This window comes from Bacillus sp. 01N45, assembly GCF_056399205.1.
This window is the reverse complement of the sequence record NZ_JBFTQW010000017.1, coordinates 38983-57051: the sequence shown is the minus strand read 5'-3', so window position 1 is coordinate 57051 and position 18069 is coordinate 38983. Positions and strand designations below refer to the sequence as shown.

General features: G+C 30.9%; 22 protein-coding genes. 10 read left to right on the top strand and 12 right to left on the bottom strand.

The window, feature by feature from the left end; genetic code table 11:
- The first annotated feature begins 4 nt into the window (after positions 1 to 4).
- Both AC1DMU_RS26965 and AC1DMU_RS26960 read left to right on the top strand, forming a co-directional pair.
- Positions 5 to 1168 carry an FtsK/SpoIIIE domain-containing protein gene (locus AC1DMU_RS26965; RefSeq protein ID WP_215559099.1) on the top strand — a complete coding sequence of 388 codons (1164 nt, stop codon included), beginning with the start codon at positions 5 to 7 and terminating at the stop codon, positions 1166 to 1168.
- Entirely contained in the window at positions 1152 to 1805 is a 654-nt protein-coding gene (locus AC1DMU_RS26960) for a replication-relaxation family protein (RefSeq protein WP_215559100.1), read from the top strand. Before AC1DMU_RS26965 ends, AC1DMU_RS26960 begins: the two co-directional genes overlap by 17 nt.
- 28 nt (positions 1806 to 1833) lie before the next feature.
- Here AC1DMU_RS26960 and AC1DMU_RS26955 read toward each other — a convergent pair whose 3' ends face one another.
- Positions 1834 to 2055: a helix-turn-helix domain-containing protein gene (locus tag AC1DMU_RS26955; protein WP_088065032.1), complete on the bottom strand. Its 222-nt coding sequence runs from the start codon at positions 2053 to 2055 to the stop codon at positions 1834 to 1836.
- 381 nt (positions 2056 to 2436) lie between these two features.
- Here AC1DMU_RS26955 and AC1DMU_RS26950 point away from each other — a divergent pair, with 381 nt between their 5' ends.
- Complete coding sequence (locus AC1DMU_RS26950; RefSeq protein ID WP_215559101.1) at positions 2437 to 2922, top strand: endonuclease domain-containing protein; 486 nt, start codon at positions 2437 to 2439, stop codon at positions 2920 to 2922.
- A gap of 690 nt (positions 2923 to 3612) precedes the next feature.
- Complete coding sequence (locus AC1DMU_RS26945) at positions 3613 to 4197, top strand: hypothetical protein (protein WP_088065030.1); 585 nt, start codon at positions 3613 to 3615, stop codon at positions 4195 to 4197.
- Between the two features lie 50 nt (positions 4198 to 4247).
- On the opposite strand, the gene AC1DMU_RS26940 is transcribed toward AC1DMU_RS26945, so the two are convergent.
- Together AC1DMU_RS26940 and AC1DMU_RS26935 are read right to left on the bottom strand one after the other, a co-directional pair.
- On the bottom strand, positions 4248 to 4667 hold the full coding sequence (locus AC1DMU_RS26940; protein ID WP_088065029.1) for a hypothetical protein: 420 nt from the start codon (positions 4665 to 4667) through the stop codon (positions 4248 to 4250).
- A gap of 27 nt (positions 4668 to 4694) precedes the next feature.
- Entirely contained in the window at positions 4695 to 5861 is a 1167-nt protein-coding gene (locus tag AC1DMU_RS26935) for a ParM/StbA family protein (RefSeq protein ID WP_023441349.1), read from the bottom strand.
- Between the two features lie 453 nt (positions 5862 to 6314).
- Here AC1DMU_RS26935 and AC1DMU_RS26930 point away from each other — a divergent pair, with 453 nt between their 5' ends.
- The gene (locus AC1DMU_RS26930) at positions 6315 to 6875 is read left to right on the top strand and encodes a helix-turn-helix domain-containing protein (protein WP_147788147.1); all 561 of its coding nucleotides are present in this window, start codon (positions 6315 to 6317) and stop codon (positions 6873 to 6875) included.
- A 272-nt stretch (positions 6876 to 7147) separates the two neighbouring features.
- Here the strand turns inward: AC1DMU_RS26930 and AC1DMU_RS26925 are convergent, their stop codons facing one another.
- Together AC1DMU_RS26925 and AC1DMU_RS26920 are read right to left on the bottom strand one after the other, a co-directional pair.
- On the bottom strand, positions 7148 to 7450 hold the full coding sequence (locus AC1DMU_RS26925) for a hypothetical protein (RefSeq protein ID WP_427326059.1): 303 nt from the start codon (positions 7448 to 7450) through the stop codon (positions 7148 to 7150).
- A gap of 155 nt (positions 7451 to 7605) precedes the next feature.
- Positions 7606 to 7803, bottom strand: coding sequence for a hypothetical protein (locus AC1DMU_RS26920; protein WP_427326057.1), 198 nt, complete (start codon positions 7801 to 7803; stop codon positions 7606 to 7608).
- Between the two features lie 457 nt (positions 7804 to 8260).
- On the opposite strand from AC1DMU_RS26920, the gene AC1DMU_RS26915 reads away from it, so the two are divergent.
- Positions 8261 to 8821, top strand: a complete 561-nt coding sequence (locus AC1DMU_RS26915; protein ID WP_088065026.1) for a MerR family transcriptional regulator — start codon at positions 8261 to 8263, stop codon at positions 8819 to 8821.
- A gap of 433 nt (positions 8822 to 9254) precedes the next feature.
- On the opposite strand, the gene AC1DMU_RS26910 is transcribed toward AC1DMU_RS26915, so the two are convergent.
- From AC1DMU_RS26910 to AC1DMU_RS26885, 6 genes are all read right to left on the bottom strand, one after another.
- Positions 9255 to 9920, bottom strand: coding sequence for a helix-turn-helix domain-containing protein (locus AC1DMU_RS26910; protein WP_215559104.1), 666 nt, complete (start codon positions 9918 to 9920; stop codon positions 9255 to 9257).
- A gap of 280 nt (positions 9921 to 10200) precedes the next feature.
- Complete coding sequence (locus AC1DMU_RS26905) at positions 10201 to 10353, bottom strand: hypothetical protein (protein WP_476941643.1); 153 nt, start codon at positions 10351 to 10353, stop codon at positions 10201 to 10203.
- A gap of 362 nt (positions 10354 to 10715) precedes the next feature.
- Positions 10716 to 11288, bottom strand: coding sequence for a tyrosine-type recombinase/integrase (locus AC1DMU_RS26900; RefSeq protein ID WP_427326054.1), 573 nt, complete (start codon positions 11286 to 11288; stop codon positions 10716 to 10718).
- Between the two features lie 570 nt (positions 11289 to 11858).
- On the bottom strand, positions 11859 to 11987 hold the full coding sequence (locus AC1DMU_RS26895) for a ComC/BlpC family leader-containing pheromone/bacteriocin (RefSeq protein ID WP_081257134.1): 129 nt from the start codon (positions 11985 to 11987) through the stop codon (positions 11859 to 11861).
- Between the two features lie 283 nt (positions 11988 to 12270).
- Positions 12271 to 13197, bottom strand: coding sequence for a tyrosine-type recombinase/integrase (locus tag AC1DMU_RS26890; protein ID WP_426936066.1), 927 nt, complete (start codon positions 13195 to 13197; stop codon positions 12271 to 12273).
- A 1067-nt stretch (positions 13198 to 14264) separates the two neighbouring features.
- Positions 14265 to 15269 (bottom strand): Replicase RepFR55, encoded by a 1005-nt coding sequence (locus tag AC1DMU_RS26885; RefSeq protein ID WP_476941642.1) that lies wholly within the window; start codon positions 15267 to 15269, stop codon positions 14265 to 14267.
- A 528-nt stretch (positions 15270 to 15797) separates the two neighbouring features.
- Between AC1DMU_RS26885 and AC1DMU_RS26880 the strand changes: the two genes are divergently transcribed.
- From AC1DMU_RS26880 to AC1DMU_RS26870, 3 genes are all read left to right on the top strand, one after another.
- Complete coding sequence (locus AC1DMU_RS26880; protein WP_426936068.1) at positions 15798 to 16922, top strand: AimR family lysis-lysogeny pheromone receptor; 1125 nt, start codon at positions 15798 to 15800, stop codon at positions 16920 to 16922.
- A gap of 18 nt (positions 16923 to 16940) precedes the next feature.
- Complete coding sequence (locus AC1DMU_RS26875) at positions 16941 to 17066, top strand: hypothetical protein (RefSeq protein WP_261784577.1); 126 nt, start codon at positions 16941 to 16943, stop codon at positions 17064 to 17066.
- Positions 17067 to 17192: 126 nt separating this feature from the next.
- Positions 17193 to 17348 carry a hypothetical protein gene (locus tag AC1DMU_RS26870; protein WP_000728845.1) on the top strand — a complete coding sequence of 52 codons (156 nt, stop codon included), beginning with the start codon at positions 17193 to 17195 and terminating at the stop codon, positions 17346 to 17348.
- Positions 17349 to 17361: 13 nt separating this feature from the next.
- On the opposite strand, the gene AC1DMU_RS26865 is transcribed toward AC1DMU_RS26870, so the two are convergent.
- Complete coding sequence (locus AC1DMU_RS26865; protein WP_086396051.1) at positions 17362 to 17706, bottom strand: helix-turn-helix domain-containing protein; 345 nt, start codon at positions 17704 to 17706, stop codon at positions 17362 to 17364.
- A gap of 116 nt (positions 17707 to 17822) precedes the next feature.
- Here AC1DMU_RS26865 and AC1DMU_RS26860 point away from each other — a divergent pair, with 116 nt between their 5' ends.
- A complete protein-coding gene (locus AC1DMU_RS26860) occupies positions 17823 to 18056 on the top strand; it encodes a helix-turn-helix domain-containing protein (RefSeq protein WP_221818590.1) in 234 nt (77 codons plus the stop codon).
- Positions 18057 to 18069 lie beyond the last annotated feature (13 nt).

Here is an 18069-nt window from a genome sequence, read left to right as displayed (position 1 = left end):
ACCAATGAAAGGATGGTTAAAAAAGAAAAAATATAAATATCAATTAGAAGAAGTATTTAAGAAAGCGAAGCTATACGATGAGCACATTACACGAGGGGGAAAGGTCCCCATTTATCCTAAGATTCATGATGTTTTCGAAGAGAATGAAAGTGTACGGTACACCTTTACATTGCCAAACGGCGTTGATCCAGCTCAAATTCATAAGAAATGGTTTTGTTTTCAGCAAATACTAGGTGAAAATCTTATGATGGAAGGTACTATTAAAAGGTTCGTACTCCATGTATTTCATTCTGATGCAAGGTTACAGCCTTACAATTACAGCTATAAACAATGGCAACCATTATTGAAACAATATCGTCTTCCTGTGGTAGTAGGGCGGGACCAATTCGGAAATGCAATTGTGTATGATATGGTTGATTCAAATACACCTCATTTACTGATTGCAGGAGAAACAGGAAGCGGAAAAAGTAGTATGGTGCGCGTAATTTTAGCTACATTAATCCAACATATGTCACCAGATCATTTACATTTGTACCTGGGGGACTTGAAAAATTCAGAGTTTCATTTTTTAAGAAGAGTGAAGCACGTGAAGTATGTTTGCATGGAAGAACACGAAATGACAAGTATGTTATCAAAATTATGGAAAGAGGTATTGCATAGGAGAAAGGTAATGGAAGAATATGAGCTGGGTCATATTGATGAATACAATCAAATAACAAAAGATAAACCCTTACCATATATTTTTATTGCCATTGATGAAGTAGCAATGCTACAAGACGAAAAGGAATGTGTCACCATAATAGAAAAAATATCAGCTGTCGGCAGATCACTTGGTATCTTCCTCATGCTAAGTATGCAACGTCCTGATGCAAAAATACTTGATGGTAAGTTAAAGCTCAATTTGACGGTAAGAATGGGCTTTAAATGTGCGGATTTAATTAACAGTAACATTGTGGGGACGCCTGGATCAGAAAATTTAAGTCAATCGGGTCAAATGATTTTAAAATTAGATGGTTTAAAGAAGGTGCAGGCTCCTTATTTGGCATTGGACCAGGCGAAAGAAATAATAGAACCGTATCGTTTATCTAAAGAGCAAAGTATAAAGAAGGAAGAACCAGAACATCAAGAAGACAAAATCTTTGGGGTGTTAGATGATGCTAACGAATAGAGATAAGCAAATTATCGGTCATTTACAGCAATTTCGATGTATGTCGCGTGATGATATTATTGATCTCCATTTTAGAAATGTAAAAAATGCAGTAACATGCTGTAATACTGTTACAAAGCGGTTAAGCCGCGAAGGATATATCGATGTAGATACATCACAACGTCCATACGTGTATTTTCCTTATCCAAATACCATTCGTAAAGGAAGCCAAAAGATACGTCATTTTTTAGCGATTGTAGATGTATATAAGCAGTTATTACGAACCGAAAGACCGAAGATATTTCAAGTAGAACCTAAGTATAAGAAAGGTTATATGGAACCCGACATATTTACCATTTGGCGTAAAAGTCCATTTTTTATAGAAGTTCAGAACTCCATTTATAATAAGGCTACGATCCAAACGAAAATAAAACGTTATGAATCGTATTTTCGTAGCATGGAATGGAAAAAAGAATCCTGGCAACCGAAACATAATATGGTATTTCCCTCACTTTTAATCCTTACTGACCTCAAATATCCAATCTCTAGTTCTAATTTCCGTATTTTTCAAGCGCCCTCTATTCAGCATTTTCTTACACAAGTACAGCAACCTAAAGACATTTCGATTCAAATAGGTTCAGTCAAAGCAAAATTATGAAAGCACAAGATACTGTTTCTTGTGCTTTTTACATGTCCCAAAAGTCATTGATTTTGGCGTGAGGGTCAATTTTTCTAATAGTATTTAATATTTTTTTCATGATTTCAGGTTTGGGGATGTAATCTGTATCTCTACATGCTTTACTGATGGTTTGAACAGAAACCTTTGACTTTTTGGCTAGTTCCTGTTGTTCAATTCCTTGCCGATCTAACCATTTTTTTAATTTAGTCCTATTTTTGCGGAAAAACATTTATCTCACTCTCCTGTCCTTAATTTTTTATTTACAATTATGGACAGGAAGTTAAATTCATATACAATTCACTTCAACTTAAACTTAAGTAAAATACAAGAGAACGAGATTCATAGAGTATTTACACGAACGATTTATTGATAATTTCACTTGGAATGAGGTATACATACAATGCAAAGATTTGACTTACGCATCATACAACAAATCTTTGCAAAGCACTTTCCAAAAGAATCCAACTTAATCTGTATCTAAAGAACACAAAAAAAGACTGTTTTGTTTTATTTGTATAAGATATGTGATTGGAAAATGGATATATAGAATGGGTTTGGGTATATTACGTTTTGAGCATTAACTCAAAATTTTTTATTGGAGTGTGAAAAGATGACAGGTTTATTCGTTGTATTGGGTTGCGCAATTATATTTTTTCTTTTAGCACAAATTCTCACTTCATCATCTACTTATAATCCTAATAATGATTCACAACGCGTGAAATGCTATAACAAATTAGAAAAGCGAGTATATGATGCATTACGCTTTAAAGGTTATTATCCTACTGTACAATATAAAGTGCCCAATAAACGTTTTAAGTTAGATTTTGCGTTTTTTTCTCTAAATGGTTTGAAAATAGACGTAGAAATTGATGGGCCTTTTCATCGAACACCAGAAGGAATCAAACGAGACCGTAACCGAGATAAATACATGAAAACAAATGGATGGAAAGTTATTCGTATTACTGACATTGCATTAAATAATGGATTTGAAAAACAAATACTTTTGTTGGTGGCAACATTAAATAAATTAGGGATAGAACCTTCTAAAGAATCCGATTTTGTTTTATTAGAACAAGAACAAAGACGTATGATGTAATTTTTATCATACGTCTTTGTTTTTTGAAAAGAGCCTAGACCAGAATCCTTGTTTTTGTTCTTGAGTGGATGCTATAAGTTTTTGTGATTCACGCATTTCATCAAATTCTCTTTTTAATTGCCCATATTGCAATAATAGCGTTTTATTTAACTTATTAGCAGATTGTAACTCTTGGAGAATTTGTTGATTCGTTTTTTCTTGCTCTTGCAGTTACTTCATAAATATTTATATCAATAAAAAAATGCTTATGATTAGGGACGAATAAAAATAAATTTTATTTCTATTTCATGGGATTGCGGATTTGCATTAATAATTGGTTCATTCAAGAGTATATCACTGCTATAGCACGAGATGAATGCTATGATATAAATGGTTATTAAGGAATCAACTAAAATAATGGGAAGACAGGAAAAGGTATTCTAAGGTTTGAAAAGTAATTAATTGACTAAAATTAGGTATTCCCAAAACAAGAATCAAAATTTATATGTGTTATAGAATTGATACAGGTACGTCGAATCACTAAAGCAAAGAATGCGAACCGTAATGGGATTCCCTTGCAAATATTAAGTGGAAATCGAGAGGTGAAAAATTCTTGCTTGCAAGCATAATAAAAAGTGTACAATGGGTATTAAGGATTAGTAAAATGATACTGTGGTAAGAGTGTAGCGATACTATAATGGAGGTGGTTGGATGGAGAGAAAAGACGATGTTGTAAGTGAAGTGTACTTAAAAACAATTGATGTCTCCCGTATCACCAATCTAGCAGAGAGTACAATCAGAAAATATAGCTTAGAACTCGAAAAACAAGGCTATGAGTTTAATAAAGATGGCGATACAAGACTGTATCATACCGATGATGTGACAGTTTTTAATACTCTAAAAGAGATTAGAGAAAAAACTAAGGTTTCATTGAATCACGCTGTTAGCGTGTTGATGACACAGCAAACACGCGCGACACAGGGTGTAGCGCGTTCGGAAGTTGCTGTGACAAGGTCTCAGAGTGAAGAGGAGCAATACGCGCTACAATCTATATCAAGTGAAATTCGGAATTTCTTAGAAGATATAAAGACTGAATTTATAGGTTTTCGAAAAGAACTTGAAATCGAGCGTCAAAGCAATGATGTATTTAAACAAGAGCTTGAAGCAGAGCGTGAAAAAAATCAACAATTAGAAAAGAAACTTGATCTTATTATGACGGAATTAGAAAAAATCAACGCTAAAGCTGATATTTCTAACCAAGAACCCAAAAGGAAGAAATTATTTGGGATATTTTAAGTTTAGACAAAACAAAAAGCGTTGCTCATATGAGAGCAACGCTTTTTGTTTTAGAAATCCGGGTCTTCTAAATCGTCTTTATCTAATGATCCTGTAATGTTGATATTAGTGATTAATTGTCCCATTTGACCTACGTCTTTTAATAAATCGTCTGCCAGAGAATTATGGGTATTCTCTTCGTTTTGCATAAGGACAGCAGATACAGGAGCCACCTGGAAATCTGAAATTGTTTGTGTAATTTGTTTTATGGCGTTCATCATTTGTTCTTGATTTTTTGAGACTTTTAGAAGTTCTTTTTTTGCATTAAAGGGCTCTTTCTGTGTTAAATCTTGTTCAACTAATTGAATAAGATAAGTTGCAAGCTTTTTTGAGCGAGCTTTTTGCTCAAGGTGATTATAGACTTCTTCGCTCATGTGGTCTGTTCGAAGTCCAAAGACTGTTTGTTTCTCGGCCTTTTTAGTACGCCCCATAATGCGGCTCCTCCTTTCTGGCTATACTTATTTCTCTGTTTTTTGCAGCATTTCGCCGCGACTTTTTACTTCAAGACCATATAGATTTAATTTGCGTGAATCTGGTAAGAAAATATGATTTGCTTGCGCAATTTCAGCTCCATACATTTCTTCTATGACTTCATGGATGCTAGCTTCTAGTATTGGGGCAACACCACCGAAATAAACATATTTATAAACTTTATCAGCTGGTGCAGGCATTACATCTTGGATTTTTAAAATTAGAAACTTAGCAAACTCTTTTAAAGAAGAGCGAACTTTGTCCGTTAAATCTACACGCTGGCCAGTGTTTCCATCAACTAATTCCATTTTTGGTTTTTGGAAATTGTTTACTATAAATGTTTCAAATGAACGTAAATCAGAGAATTTTTCTAGGAACTTTTCTTTTCTTAATTTTTCAATATGAGATAGATAAGATAATTTGTCTATCGGTTGCATAGAATCACGGTTCTTAGGTGATTTTAAACCGGCTGGTGATAATACTAGATCAATTGTTCCGCCGCCAATATCAACAAGTACTGTATCGTTGTTATCAAATTGGCTTGCTTCTTCACGATCTTCTAATTCAAAATTCTTTTTAATTGCTAAACGTGCAATTTCACCTTCGATACGACAAGTTGCTTTTTCTACAGTTATTTTTAAAGTTTTTTCCATTCCTGGAGTATGTATTGTTACTTCATGCTCTCCAGCAAATCTTTCTGCCATGGCATTTTGAGCTTCACTAAATTTGGCTGTTCGTTTAAGTAACCATATAGGTAACATTGTTTGGAAATATTCAATTTCAATTGTATTGTCATCCGATTCGCGCTGTTCGTTAATAGCATGATAGAAAGAAACAGCTGATAAAAACATCACATAAGGGATAGGGCTTGTGATCTTGTCATGAAGTTTATTGACATGATTGTTAGCTAATGCATGTTTTGCAGCTTCGTCTCCAACTAAGAAGAATCTTTCTGTATCTTCTCCTGGAATTGTTGTTGAAATAAGTAGGCGAGATAATAATTCTTTAGGATTGGTAATGGTTGCTACAAAATGAGAGTCAGCTTCATCTTTGCTGATTTCTACAACGTTTGTAGGAGTTTCAATATAGAAACCATCAATTAAGTTCATATCAAGTGAGTTTCCAGAATCCTTATTCATCATAGTAATTTTCATTAACTATTCACTCCTTTAGTTATATTGTTAACAATATAACATTTTTTCATCTTTATTGGAAGGTATTTTTCAATATTAGTTAACAAAAAGAAATCGTTATTAACCTTATATTTTAAAGGTTTTATCATGTTTTATTTTTGTTATATTGTATTTATGTTAACTATAAAAAATATTGTTAACTTTTGTTTTAATTTATATGTATTCTTCACAAGATATATGTTTGTACCTGTAGGAAGTAAAAGCAAACCTTTCCCATCCAAAAGAGGTTTATTCTTTAAACAGTTGCTTAATTTTGATCAGCAATTGTATTAGTTAATCCAGCACTTATACCTAAAATAAAGGGAAAATAGCATGATAAAACATTTTTACACCTTAGAATCACGTTATTATAAAGAAATTTGGTAGTCTTTAATTAGTCTTTAACTTAACCTCAAACTTAAGGGAGATGTATAGATGAACATTGGTAGACAAATACAATATTTTCGTAAACGGGATAATATGTCTCAAGAGGAGTTGGCAGAAAAAATTCATGTTTCCAGACAATCTATTTCTAATTGGGAAAATGAAAGAAACTATCCAGATATTCATAATTTATTAATGATGAGTATTCTTTTTAATGTCTCCCTGGATGATTTAGTTAAAGGAGATGTAAAGATCATGAAAGAAGAACTTCAAAAATCAACTTTCTTTAAGTGGAGTTATATCATGTTAGCATTAATGATTATACTTCCTATTTCTCTTGTACCTGTATGTTACTTTTTTGGTTATTATGGTTTTATAACACTTTTGGTACTTTCTATTTTTCTTATGTTTGCATCATTGAAAGTTGAAAATATAAAAAAAGAAAACAATTTAAAAACTTATCGTGAAATAGTTGATTTTATAGAGGAAAAACCTGTAAGTAAAGTAAAGGTTGATAAAAAAAATAAATTATTAAAAACAAGTTTGATTCTTTCAATTCCTTTAATCAGTTATATTCTGGTTTATTTAGGAATGACTGCGTTTGGAATATAATTTAGGAACATTGTTTTTAAAAGCTATTAAAAGTCCTCCAGATTGTTTAACTGGAGGACTTTTATGTTTACATAATTATCGTTATTGGAAGTAAAGTAAACCCCTCTTATTGGGGTACGAACACTGTTCTTGTTATAATTAATCTTTTTCAGAACGTCTATAATCCTCTTTTAAAAAATATATGTAAATATAATAAAAAACGAATGATTAATAGAAATATTCTACGCCACTCGTTTTTTATCGGACTTCTTTTTACTGTACTTTTATTTTCTTTATGAGTTATTAGAAAAATAATTGTCTATATAAGCCTTTATTTTTTCAAAATTCTTTTCCATAAATAAGATTGCTGGTACTTCAATTATTGGAAGATTATTTTCATTATCAAAAGGTGGACACGGTTTGGGAACTACCAAATAGTCAACTGAGTTTTTATCCCTAATATAATTAATTGAAACATCATAATACTTAGAAAAATATTCCTTCAAATCATCCTGATTCCTTAAAAATGGTAGAGAAAATATTGAACCATAATTTATACCAGCGTCGACAATTAATACAAAGCATATTTTTTTCATGATACACCCTCCTCGTATAATAAGTTTTAAGTTAATAACTGTTCCTTGAAAATTAAATAGTTTTTATCTTCAAGAGCTACATCAAAAAAATGGTGTATGGGTAAAATTTAGTCTTGGATACTGGGGGATTTCCCTACCTTATTCAAAGAAAGGCATTACATGCTATTCCGAATGTAATAAAACAAATAAAATACTAAGACAACAACAGTAATAATACTCGATGTTGTTCTGAAAGTTTTGTTTTCATACGTTTTATTTAACAAGAAGAAGAACAAAACGACCCAGACCCCGTTGGAAAAGAATGATGTTAGTGCATTGAAAATAACTCGAAACACAAACATAGAGTCTTCCATTAGCTTTTCACCCTAGTCATTTTCCTTATTATACCATTCTTAAAAAGTGATGTGCGGTGTTTTTTTGATTGTATATTCTATACATGCTTGGTTAACATAACGTCCTATTATCGGTAGCAAATAGTTTCATAGAATCCTTGTATTTACAGGGATTCTTCTTTTTATGTCTATGTATTTTGTATACAGGGTTTTATACATTGTTGATATGGCAGCAATTTGGGGGATCCTTATGATTCTTTTTTTGCATAAAATATTGTATATAGAAAAAAGATTTTGATGTGGGTATCGAGAAGTAATGAGTATTAGTGTTAAAATCGAAATGTATTTCGAAATTAATTCGATTTTAAAATCGGTTGTGATATCAGTTGTAAGTGAATTCCGATTTTGATTAAAATATTGATTTAATCTTGTTTTATGAGTAAAAAAACGTATTCCGTTTTTGGGGGAGGAATTAAAATTGGAACTAAAATCGGAAATGTATACACCGAAAATTGTAGCAGATCGTTTAGGGGTGACTCCTGATTTATTAAAAGTATGGTCAAACGAATTTAATATACAAACGGAACGAAGTCAGGGAGGGCATCGTAGATATTCTAAGGAAAATATAGAAGAATTAACAGCCATTAAAGAAAAAATACAGGTACAAAAATGGTCTTATGATCAGGTTAGGGCATGGCGGAATGGAGAAATTAATTCGTTTGTTTCAAAAGAAGAAAAATCGGAATTAGAAAAGAAATTGGATGAAGTATTAGAAAATCAACAATTACAAAATCAGTTTAATCAAGCTCTTGTTCAGAAATTGCAGGAAATTACGAATGAATTAGTTACGACAAAAGAGCATTTGTTTAATACAGAGAAAAAATTAATGGAAGTAGAAAGTAAAAATAGTGAACTTGAAGTTTTTATAGAGAAGAAGTTAGAAAAAAGAGATCAATTATTGCTGGAAAACATTAGAGAAATACAGAGCCAAAATCAGAAACAAAAACGAAAAGGGTTTTTCGGTTTGTTTAAAAATTAAATTTCGTATTCTTTATAAAGTTCTAATGTCGGAAAAAGAAGAATTGAAATATAGCATACATAGAATAAGGGAATGCAGTATAGATTAGTCTACAAGCATTCCCTTGCTATAAAAATGTTAATAATATTTTAATGATGTTGCTACTATGTATGTCATATTGATTAAGAATAAAAAGATTAATATATCTAGTGTTAAAAAGACATATAATATTATTTTTATCTTTTTAGATATTTCGCTTTTAATCATATATATAATGAATAGCATTGTAGTTGTTTGGAATAGCATGGTGAAAAATAAAAATGTAATGGCAAACACCATATTTCCTGGTGTAAATGCTGTATTCATAATGAGTAGAGAACTAATTATATTAAGAATAAGCGTAGTTAGTATAAAAATGTATTTGTAAATGTTTTTAATTTTGATCGCCTACTTTTTAATTTTTTAGTTGGTAATACAGTTGTTTATTTTTATGGTTATATATAAGTATTTTTTTATTGTTTTCATCTACAATGTAAACATCTTTTTCTTCCCAATCTATTCCATGGGGTATGTCTTTTTCAATTGAAAATAAAACATCTTTATTTCTAAAAGGAATTGAATTTCGATTAGCATGAATGTTTATTTCATGTTCTTTTGTTTGAATGCTATAATCTCCTGAATAATTTGAGAAGAAAGGTGTTAATTTACTATAAATATATAGAATTTCTTTTTTATCGCTTTCTTGATAAAAGTGGGAATTAATAACCTTTAGATCGGATGTTTTTATGTCTTTTGGTATAAGTAAAAAGGCAATGAGACAATAAAATATAACAACAATAGTAATTAAAGAATATATGTAGAGAGCGGCTATTAATAAATATCTTTTATAATTGCTTTGTTTTATTATCTGATTTTGCAAATTTGAATCCTCCTTTAATAAAGAATCGATTGAAACATTAAATAGATTGCTTAAGGCTAATAAATTGGTTAGATCGGGAAGACTTTTACCTAGTTCCCATTTAGATATAACTTGTCTTGAAATAAATAATTGGCTGGCTACATCTTCTTGTGTCATTTTATTTATTAATCTTAAATGTTTTATTTTTTTTCCAATGTCCATATATGTACCTCCTTTAATTACTTTAATTATTCTAATGTTAAATAGTAAGAAACGCATCGTAGCGTTATAAAAAAGGCATGCAATGATCTGTTGCGGAATCTTTTTTGTGATTTAATTTTTAATATTTAAAAATTAGTTGAGTACTAGAAGATAGAAAGATAAAGACATTACATTAAAAAAATATTAATTATAATATTATAATTTTGTTATATTTATATTTTTAGAATTAATACTGTTAATGATTTATAATAGATAATTTAAATAAAAAAAGAAGTAGCTTTTAAGCTACTTCTTTTTTTTCTATATTTAACATGTTTTTTATGATTTCAAATAGTGTTGTTGATCCGAATAAAACAGAAATGATTTTGTCTGACTCAAAATGCACATTTAGTTCTGTTTTATTTGGTTCTTTTTTATATGAAAATTTCAACATGTTTTTCACCTGCCTCGATAGCAGGTATAATTTGCCGGCATAAACTATACCTAGCTATTTTTAAAGTTATTTTGATAGCTTGGCATGCCTATATATATTTTTATCGTTAATTTTCGGATTTTTATTATTTCTTAAAGTCTCATAAATTATTATATTAGTTYGCATAATCTTATAAATTCTTATTTCTTAAAGTCTCATAAATTATTATATTAGTTYGCATARTCTTATAAATTCTTATTTCTTAAAGTCTCATAAATTATTATATTAGTTTGCATAGTCTTATAAATTCTCTTAAATTAGGATCCTATAATTTTTATTATCCATTATTTTCATTTTAAACACAAGAATTTTTTTGAAATAATTTAAATATAGAATGTATCTAATATATTATCTTTTTCTTCTTTATTAATTCCAATATATTTAAGTGTAATTTGTGGTGTACTATGATTTAGGATTTCTTGCAACATAGCAACATCTTTTGTTTGCTTATAAAACCAATAACCGAAGGTTTTACGCATGGTATGGGTCCCGATAGATTCTATATCCGCAAAATCTCCGGCTTTTTGCAATTGTCGATAAGCCTGGATCTTACTAATGGGCTGATCTCCTTTACGGGAAGGGAATAACCAGGTGTTTTCTAGAGTTTGGGCATACGAATATACTTCATCAAAAATAGAAGTAAGATTAATCATGCGTTCTTTCTTTGTTTTTCCTTCTTTGATTTTGAATTCCTTTCGTTTCTTTCGTTTTAACTTTAGTATAGTTTGCGTTTCAAGTTGGAGTAGATCGCTGACGCGTAATCCTGTATGAATTCCAATTAAAAATAGTATATAGTCTCGTTCGGAACAATGACGTTTGAGAGCCCATTTCATATCTTCGATCTGTTCTTTGTTACGGATGGGTTGGACATCAATGAGATGTGGTTTTTTGTTCATGGATTTTGGACCTCTTTATTTACAGTGTTTTGAATGTATACTTTTGTTAGATAAATTGAGGATATCAGGGTATTCGATGAAAAGTCAATATTTAAGGTGATTTGAATGTAAACTAATATTCAAAAGTTTACTTTCGAATTGATTATAAATTTACATAAAATATTGGGAAATCTAAAGATGGAATGAAATAAAAATGATATTCTCTTTTACAAGCAAAAATTCTAGTAGTAAAACAGCATTGTGGGAATTAAACAAAAGGTTTTTAAAACAATTAAAGAGTTATTTAACAAAGCTGATGGTAGAGCGAGAATTAAATAATTTTAAAAAAACTTTGATGGATATGTAGCAAAGTTTTTTTCTTAGCGTACGAAATTTGCGCTATGTTGATGGCCATGTGGCGAGACCCCATAAAAAAATAAAACTAACTATTTTTTAGAGTATAGTTAGTTTTATTTTTATGATGTTACTATAAATTAGGTCAAATCGTTATTTTATAAGATTTTTTGTTCTTTTTTAGTCAGTATCTAAAATTATGGAATAGTGAACTATCATTAATTTTTCTAGTTTAACTTACTTAAAAAGTTCCGCTGTTTTTCGTCCAAGCCAACTTCCAAGATCTCCGGCCCATGAACCACCATCAATTTTTTCTAATTCTTCAATTGTTAATTCTTCTAGTTCTTTTAATGTTTGAGTGTTCATATAATATCCTCCTATTAAAATATTGTAATATTAATAGAATTATTTATACGTATAAATAATTCTTCTTTGGAATCGCTGTTATTTAATTATTATACAATAATTAAATTTTTTGTCTATATTTACCTTGTAATTTTTTTCAAATAACAATGAAATTATTAAATTATTTATATAATAGGAATATATTTGAAGATGTGGATTCAAGTTGCTGTATGAATCGTATCAAAAAACCAATTCCATTATACTAGAATTGATTTTTTGATTGTGCACTTTTTTATTTATTATTTCATTGCTGTTTATTCCAAAATTGAACGTATCTATGCAGAGCCTCAACGCTTTTTAATCCCAAAAACGCTTTAATTTCAATGGGTTTCATGCCATTCTGCAGCGCATTTAATATAAAACGGTTCCGTAGCATAGTAGGCGTTATATGGATTTCAGCGCGTTTCGCTTCCTTCTGTAACATGCGTTGTACAGCGATTCTAGTTAAAGCGGCGGGTTGATCTTTTTCATAGTCCCATCGGAATGTTTGCGGGCCAAAATCAAACGCCACAAAAAAGGGATCGCCCGTTTGTTGGCGCGGTCTTACAAGGTTAGGAATCTTGTTGTAATAAGATAAGGCAAGTTTTACATGCTCTTTTGAAAGGGTAATAGATCGTTTGTGGGCGTGTAACCCTCCTGGGGTAATAGAATTTGTCCCAAAGTGTACATCATGCATAGAAAGCGTGAGTATGTCCTGGATGGATAGTCCGTAATCTAACATGAAATGAATCAATAAAAGGTTACGTTCTAGAATAAACTTTCTGCCTGACGCTTGGTATTCGGTTAATCCGTTATAACTACGCATGACGCGGAATAGCTTTTTAATTTCTTTGTCCGATGCAAAGTGTTTAGAAGTTAGTCCAGGAGGGGAGACATCACTTTTTAAATCCTGGGCCACACCATGAAATTGTAAAAAGTTAATCAGAATGCCTCGTACACGTTTGATATTAGAAATTGACGCCCCACGTTCCTTTTTAAGAGCTTTTAAGTATTTGTCTAATATATTTGTATCAAAAGAATGAAAAAACGATTCTGGAGGCAATTTGGCATGTTTCTGAATCCATGATGTGAAAAGTGTGAGATCGTAGCGGTATTGTTTAACGGTGGAAGATTTACGGCCATGTTTTAACAAATCAGAAAGGAAAACATCAACAGAAAGTTCCCAAGTCATGTTTATATACTCCTTTGTCCTAAAAATTGTGTACCGCAATTATATACGAGAACCAAACAAACAGGCAATAGGGGATTCTAGGTCGAGGTGTTTTCTTTGGGGCTTGGTGGAATTCCAGGGCCAGGACATTGCGGGGCTATCCGGAGACATATGGGCATGGCTAGACAGGGCGTGAAGTTGCGGTATGGGTGGATATATAGATATATAGATATATAGGAATGAGTGGAAGGCGAATGATGGGCCGATGTTGAAGGAGGACGATATGCGAGGAATGGGAATGGCCGCCGCCCCGCCTACGTAGTTTTATGAGAATCTGCCTGGCAACGGAATCTGATTCATAGCTGAATCAAGATACCCTTACCAGGAGAGCTTCAAGGTAAATCTAAGTTTCTAAATATTCCGCGGAACCTAGTTCTATCAATGAGTTTAAGATGAGAATAAGTTCCGAATAACCTAAGTATGTTGTCGCAACTAATTCTGTAGATTTATCGCATATTATTCTGAATTAATTCTGAGGTTATTCTTTTTACTGAAATGCTCATAATGAACAGAAATGATCCTTTGTTTTTAAAGTGCTGTACTATATATTTATGGTGAAAATCACGAATATTAGTATTTATACTGTCTACAGATATTCGGTGTTCCGTAGATTTGTATATTAAATGATAAGAAGAGTTCTATTTTGGTATTTAGTTTGATCTGAGGGTTTATGTTTAAAAATCTAGAAAAATATAGTTCCCAATATGGGATACTTTTTATAATAAATCTTGTTTTAAAAAAAATTAAAATGATTAAATACATTAGGATTTATTTTTGCTCAATAAGTCTTACTCTCACAAGGGATTAGAGAATTCTTCTTATTTAATTACTGATTTAAGAGCAGGTTCAATTCAGTTATAAATTCATAGTGGATTTGTTGTGAAAAACGCCCTTAATTTGCAAAAATATAATAGATTGATAATATGTTTAATCTATTAAAATAAAGAATGGCATAACAAAAAGCCTTGTTAGGGAGGAATTTTTTGAACAAGGCTATAAAACAATTATTTTTTTGTGAAAAATGAGATTTAGGCGTTTGGATCGATTATTTTTTTGAATAAATCCATTGATGGTATTAGACTCTTCATTGGTTTTCCAAACGCCATATTTATTGTACGTTCTTTTGCTTGTTGCTCTCTACTCTTTCTGTTTGCGGTTAACTGTTTTGTATACGTTGTTATGAAATGTGCAGGTGTACTTACTTGCGATTTGTTTACTTCAAACAGCTGTACACAGTCCTCAAAAGTTTTTCTTGCTTCCCAATCTATGCATGGCGGCATACGTAATGCGATTGTATAAGCATCCTTTTCAGTGATATTTGTATCTTTACTTATGATATACATATAAAGTTTCTTTTGGTCTTCACTCATAAACTCATCCATTTCGCGGAATCGTAGTTCTAGTTTTTCACCTGAATTAGGGGCATTAATTGGCTGTTTTTCTTCTACTTCTTCATTTGTAGAAGCAACAGCATCTAATATATCTATGCCCTGGCATGTAGGCACAGTTGGTTTTTCAGTTTGATCTATAGGTTTCTCCTGTTTTTTACTTAGTTTTTTAGATAGAAATTTTGTAAATGTAGAAAAAATATTAATGGAAAACGCCCATTTTTGATTAAAATATTCAATGATTTTTAAATAATTGGTATTGAGGCTTAATATGTAAATAGATGGTGCAATCTTACCATGACGTCTTGTTTTGATTTGATGGCATACTTCAAGGTCCTCTAACCAATTCAGAATAAAGTTGATGATCGGCACAGAAATACCCGATTTTTCACTGATTTGATTTTGTCTCATTTGAGAGTACCCTTCTTGTACTAGGTAAGATAAAACAACTTCCAATGCCTTATAGCGGCGTGGTGTTTGTTCGAAGTATTCTTTAGTGGTTTTACCTTCATACTCGAACAGAATAATATCAATAGCTTTAATTACTTTTTTAACAGATTTATTGATAGCACCTGTGGGAACATGAACAAGATTTGGACTTAATTCTCGTTTTGCTGTACTTAGCAAAAAATTATTTAGTAGCATAAAAAAACCTCCTATTTTTCCACCACAAATAAACAGGAAAAACAGAGGTTTTATATTCACAATAGATATACGTTATGGTATAATTTTAGTATCAAGTTTGATACTAAAGAAAAACACATATAACTATAGTGTGAATTAAAGCCCCTATCTCTTGGAGTTTTTAATTGGTTTGAGTTTGGCGACCTGATCCAATTAAAAACGATGCGGTGGGGTTTTATTTTTTTATAATTAATGTTTAAAACTAATGAATAGGCTTTTGTTAAAATTTTCTTGTTTGAAATACATATCGTTAAGAACTATTTTACACATACTTTTTTTAAATATCAACTAGTAATAAGTTAGAAGTTACCAGCAAATACGAATAAAATTTTCTTAAAATTCAGAAAATAATATAGAAATATGCAGAATTTCCTACTGGAACGAAACCTTTTCTAATTTCTGTTAGAATATATTTACAGAAAATTCTTTTAATATAAAAACTTTTGGATATTTATATATTAAAAGATAAAAGAGGGTGTGACAAGGGGTATGATTTTAGAAAAAATTCAAAAGGATTTAACTAATAGAGGTATTACTAATAGACAGCTTGCTGATTTGTTAGGTATTAGCCATTCTAAAGTGAATCAATCTATTTCGGGTAAGAGAGAATTTGACTTTTCTGTTTATGCAGAAATACTAAACATGTTATATCCCCATGATTATTCTTTTCGAAAAACAGAAGTGTTTAACTATTGTAACCAAGCTAAACGGAAAGTTAATTTAAGAATAGCGTTTGAATATGTAGACATGTGCGGTGAATTAGAATTATTAAATCATTTAATTGATCGAGAAAAACAATCAAATAATTTGTTGAATCGTAAATTTGCAAGTGCTTATGAATTACTTTATTTACGAAATGCAGAGGAATTTAATCCGCGCGAATTTTTGAAATTGGTAAAGGGAGAAATGGGAAAGCAAAAAAATGCAGAGGATATAAGTAAAATTCCTATGGAGTTTGCTCTGATTTACGCTTTTTTTGATTCAAGAAGTTACAATTTAGTAAGTGCAAATATTGATGAATTAAAGACTGAAATTGAAAAAGTGAAAAATCCATTTTTAAAATCTTCATATGAGTTAAGAACTATGGAGTTATTAGCCACATGTTTTCATAGGAATAATGAGTTGGAGAGAGCAAGAGAATTATGTGATGATATGATTTCCAAAAATGGAAGAGTATCTTTACTTCCAAAGGCTACAGCGTATTGTATTATGGGTGAGACATATATATTAACAGACTACGAATTGTCTAAGTATTATTTAGACAAAGGATTAAGTTTGGTGGCTTCACCAAGTAACCAAAAAATGCGTAAAAAACAACAAATGTTACAAACAACACTTGATTTTCTAAACATTCATTTTGAAAAGAATTTAGATCATATACACCCTATAAATCCGACAGAAAGGGGGTATTTATACATAAAACAAAATATGAAACAAAAAGCAGATTCTCTTATGGAAGAAACAAAAAAACAAAATGGTTTTCTTACACCACTTCAACTTTTTGTTCAAGCTCTAGCAAGAGAAGATATGAATTTAATGAGAGAAGCTTTATTGGCCTTTGAACGAAATAATGATTTGTTCTATGCGGAACTTCCAAAAAAAGTGTTAAAATAAATTCAGAGGTGGTTAAATATGAAGGGATGGGCAAAACGATTATATTTATTTGCCACGATAGCGGCTTTAACAGCACTTCCGATGCAAGGAAGTATCACTAAAATTTTACAATATATGGTAGACCCTGGTGGGGGAGCTGGGTGATTGATGTTAAAAATGACACTACTTTTGTAGTGTCATTTGTCGTTTAAGGAGTGGAACACTTGTTGGTGTGGCATAAAGTTCCGTTCCACTTGTACATAAAAATTTCGTAAAAGGGGTAATTAATTTATGAAAAAGAAGAATTTATGTAAGCAAGTTGATTATGACTTTTTGGTGAAAGTATTGTCACAAACAGGTAATTATGTTGAATTACATAGTAAATTACAGACTTATATTAAAGAAAATAGAAACTTTAAATCTAATATTAGGCAAAAAGCTAATTAAAAAAGCAAAGAATTTATTTCTTTGTTTTTTTTAATTTATACCCTAGAAATTCCAGATATTCTAATAGCCCTTTTTCAATATCATTGCGTTCATCCTCTGGAAGTTCTTCCAAGTCCTCATATAACTCTTTTGCTAAACGACTTATTTCATTTTTATTGACGTCATTATCGTTTCCTACTAAATAATCAACAGATACACCAAAATAGCGTGAAATTTTTACTAACATTTCATAATTGGGTTCATATCCAGAGTTTTCCCAATTCGATATAGTTGTTTGTGCAATTCCAAGTGCTTTTCCAAGCGCGGTAGCACTAATGTTTTTCTTATTTCGTAACTCTCTCAATCTTTGTCCAAACATGGTTCCAACTCCTTTTAACTCTTTTGATGTTAATAATTAAAAAGATTAACACGTTTAATGTTGACTTTCGGCTTAAAGCCGAATACAATGTAATTAAGGGAAGGGAGGGTGAAAAAATGCTAGCGTCAGAACACAAAACCATTGTACGAGAATATAGGGAATCCAAAGGTTTAAGTATTAAGGAAGTTTCTAAAGGCGCTAAAATTCCAATCGGCACATTATATGATGTTGAAATTGGGAGAAGGAGTCTCAAAGATAATAAAGCTAAAAAAATAGCAAATTTCCTTGAAGTTCCGATCGAGAAACTTTTCAGACCAACATATTATCGTGCAATACCCATCACAGATTGAATTAACCTCATGT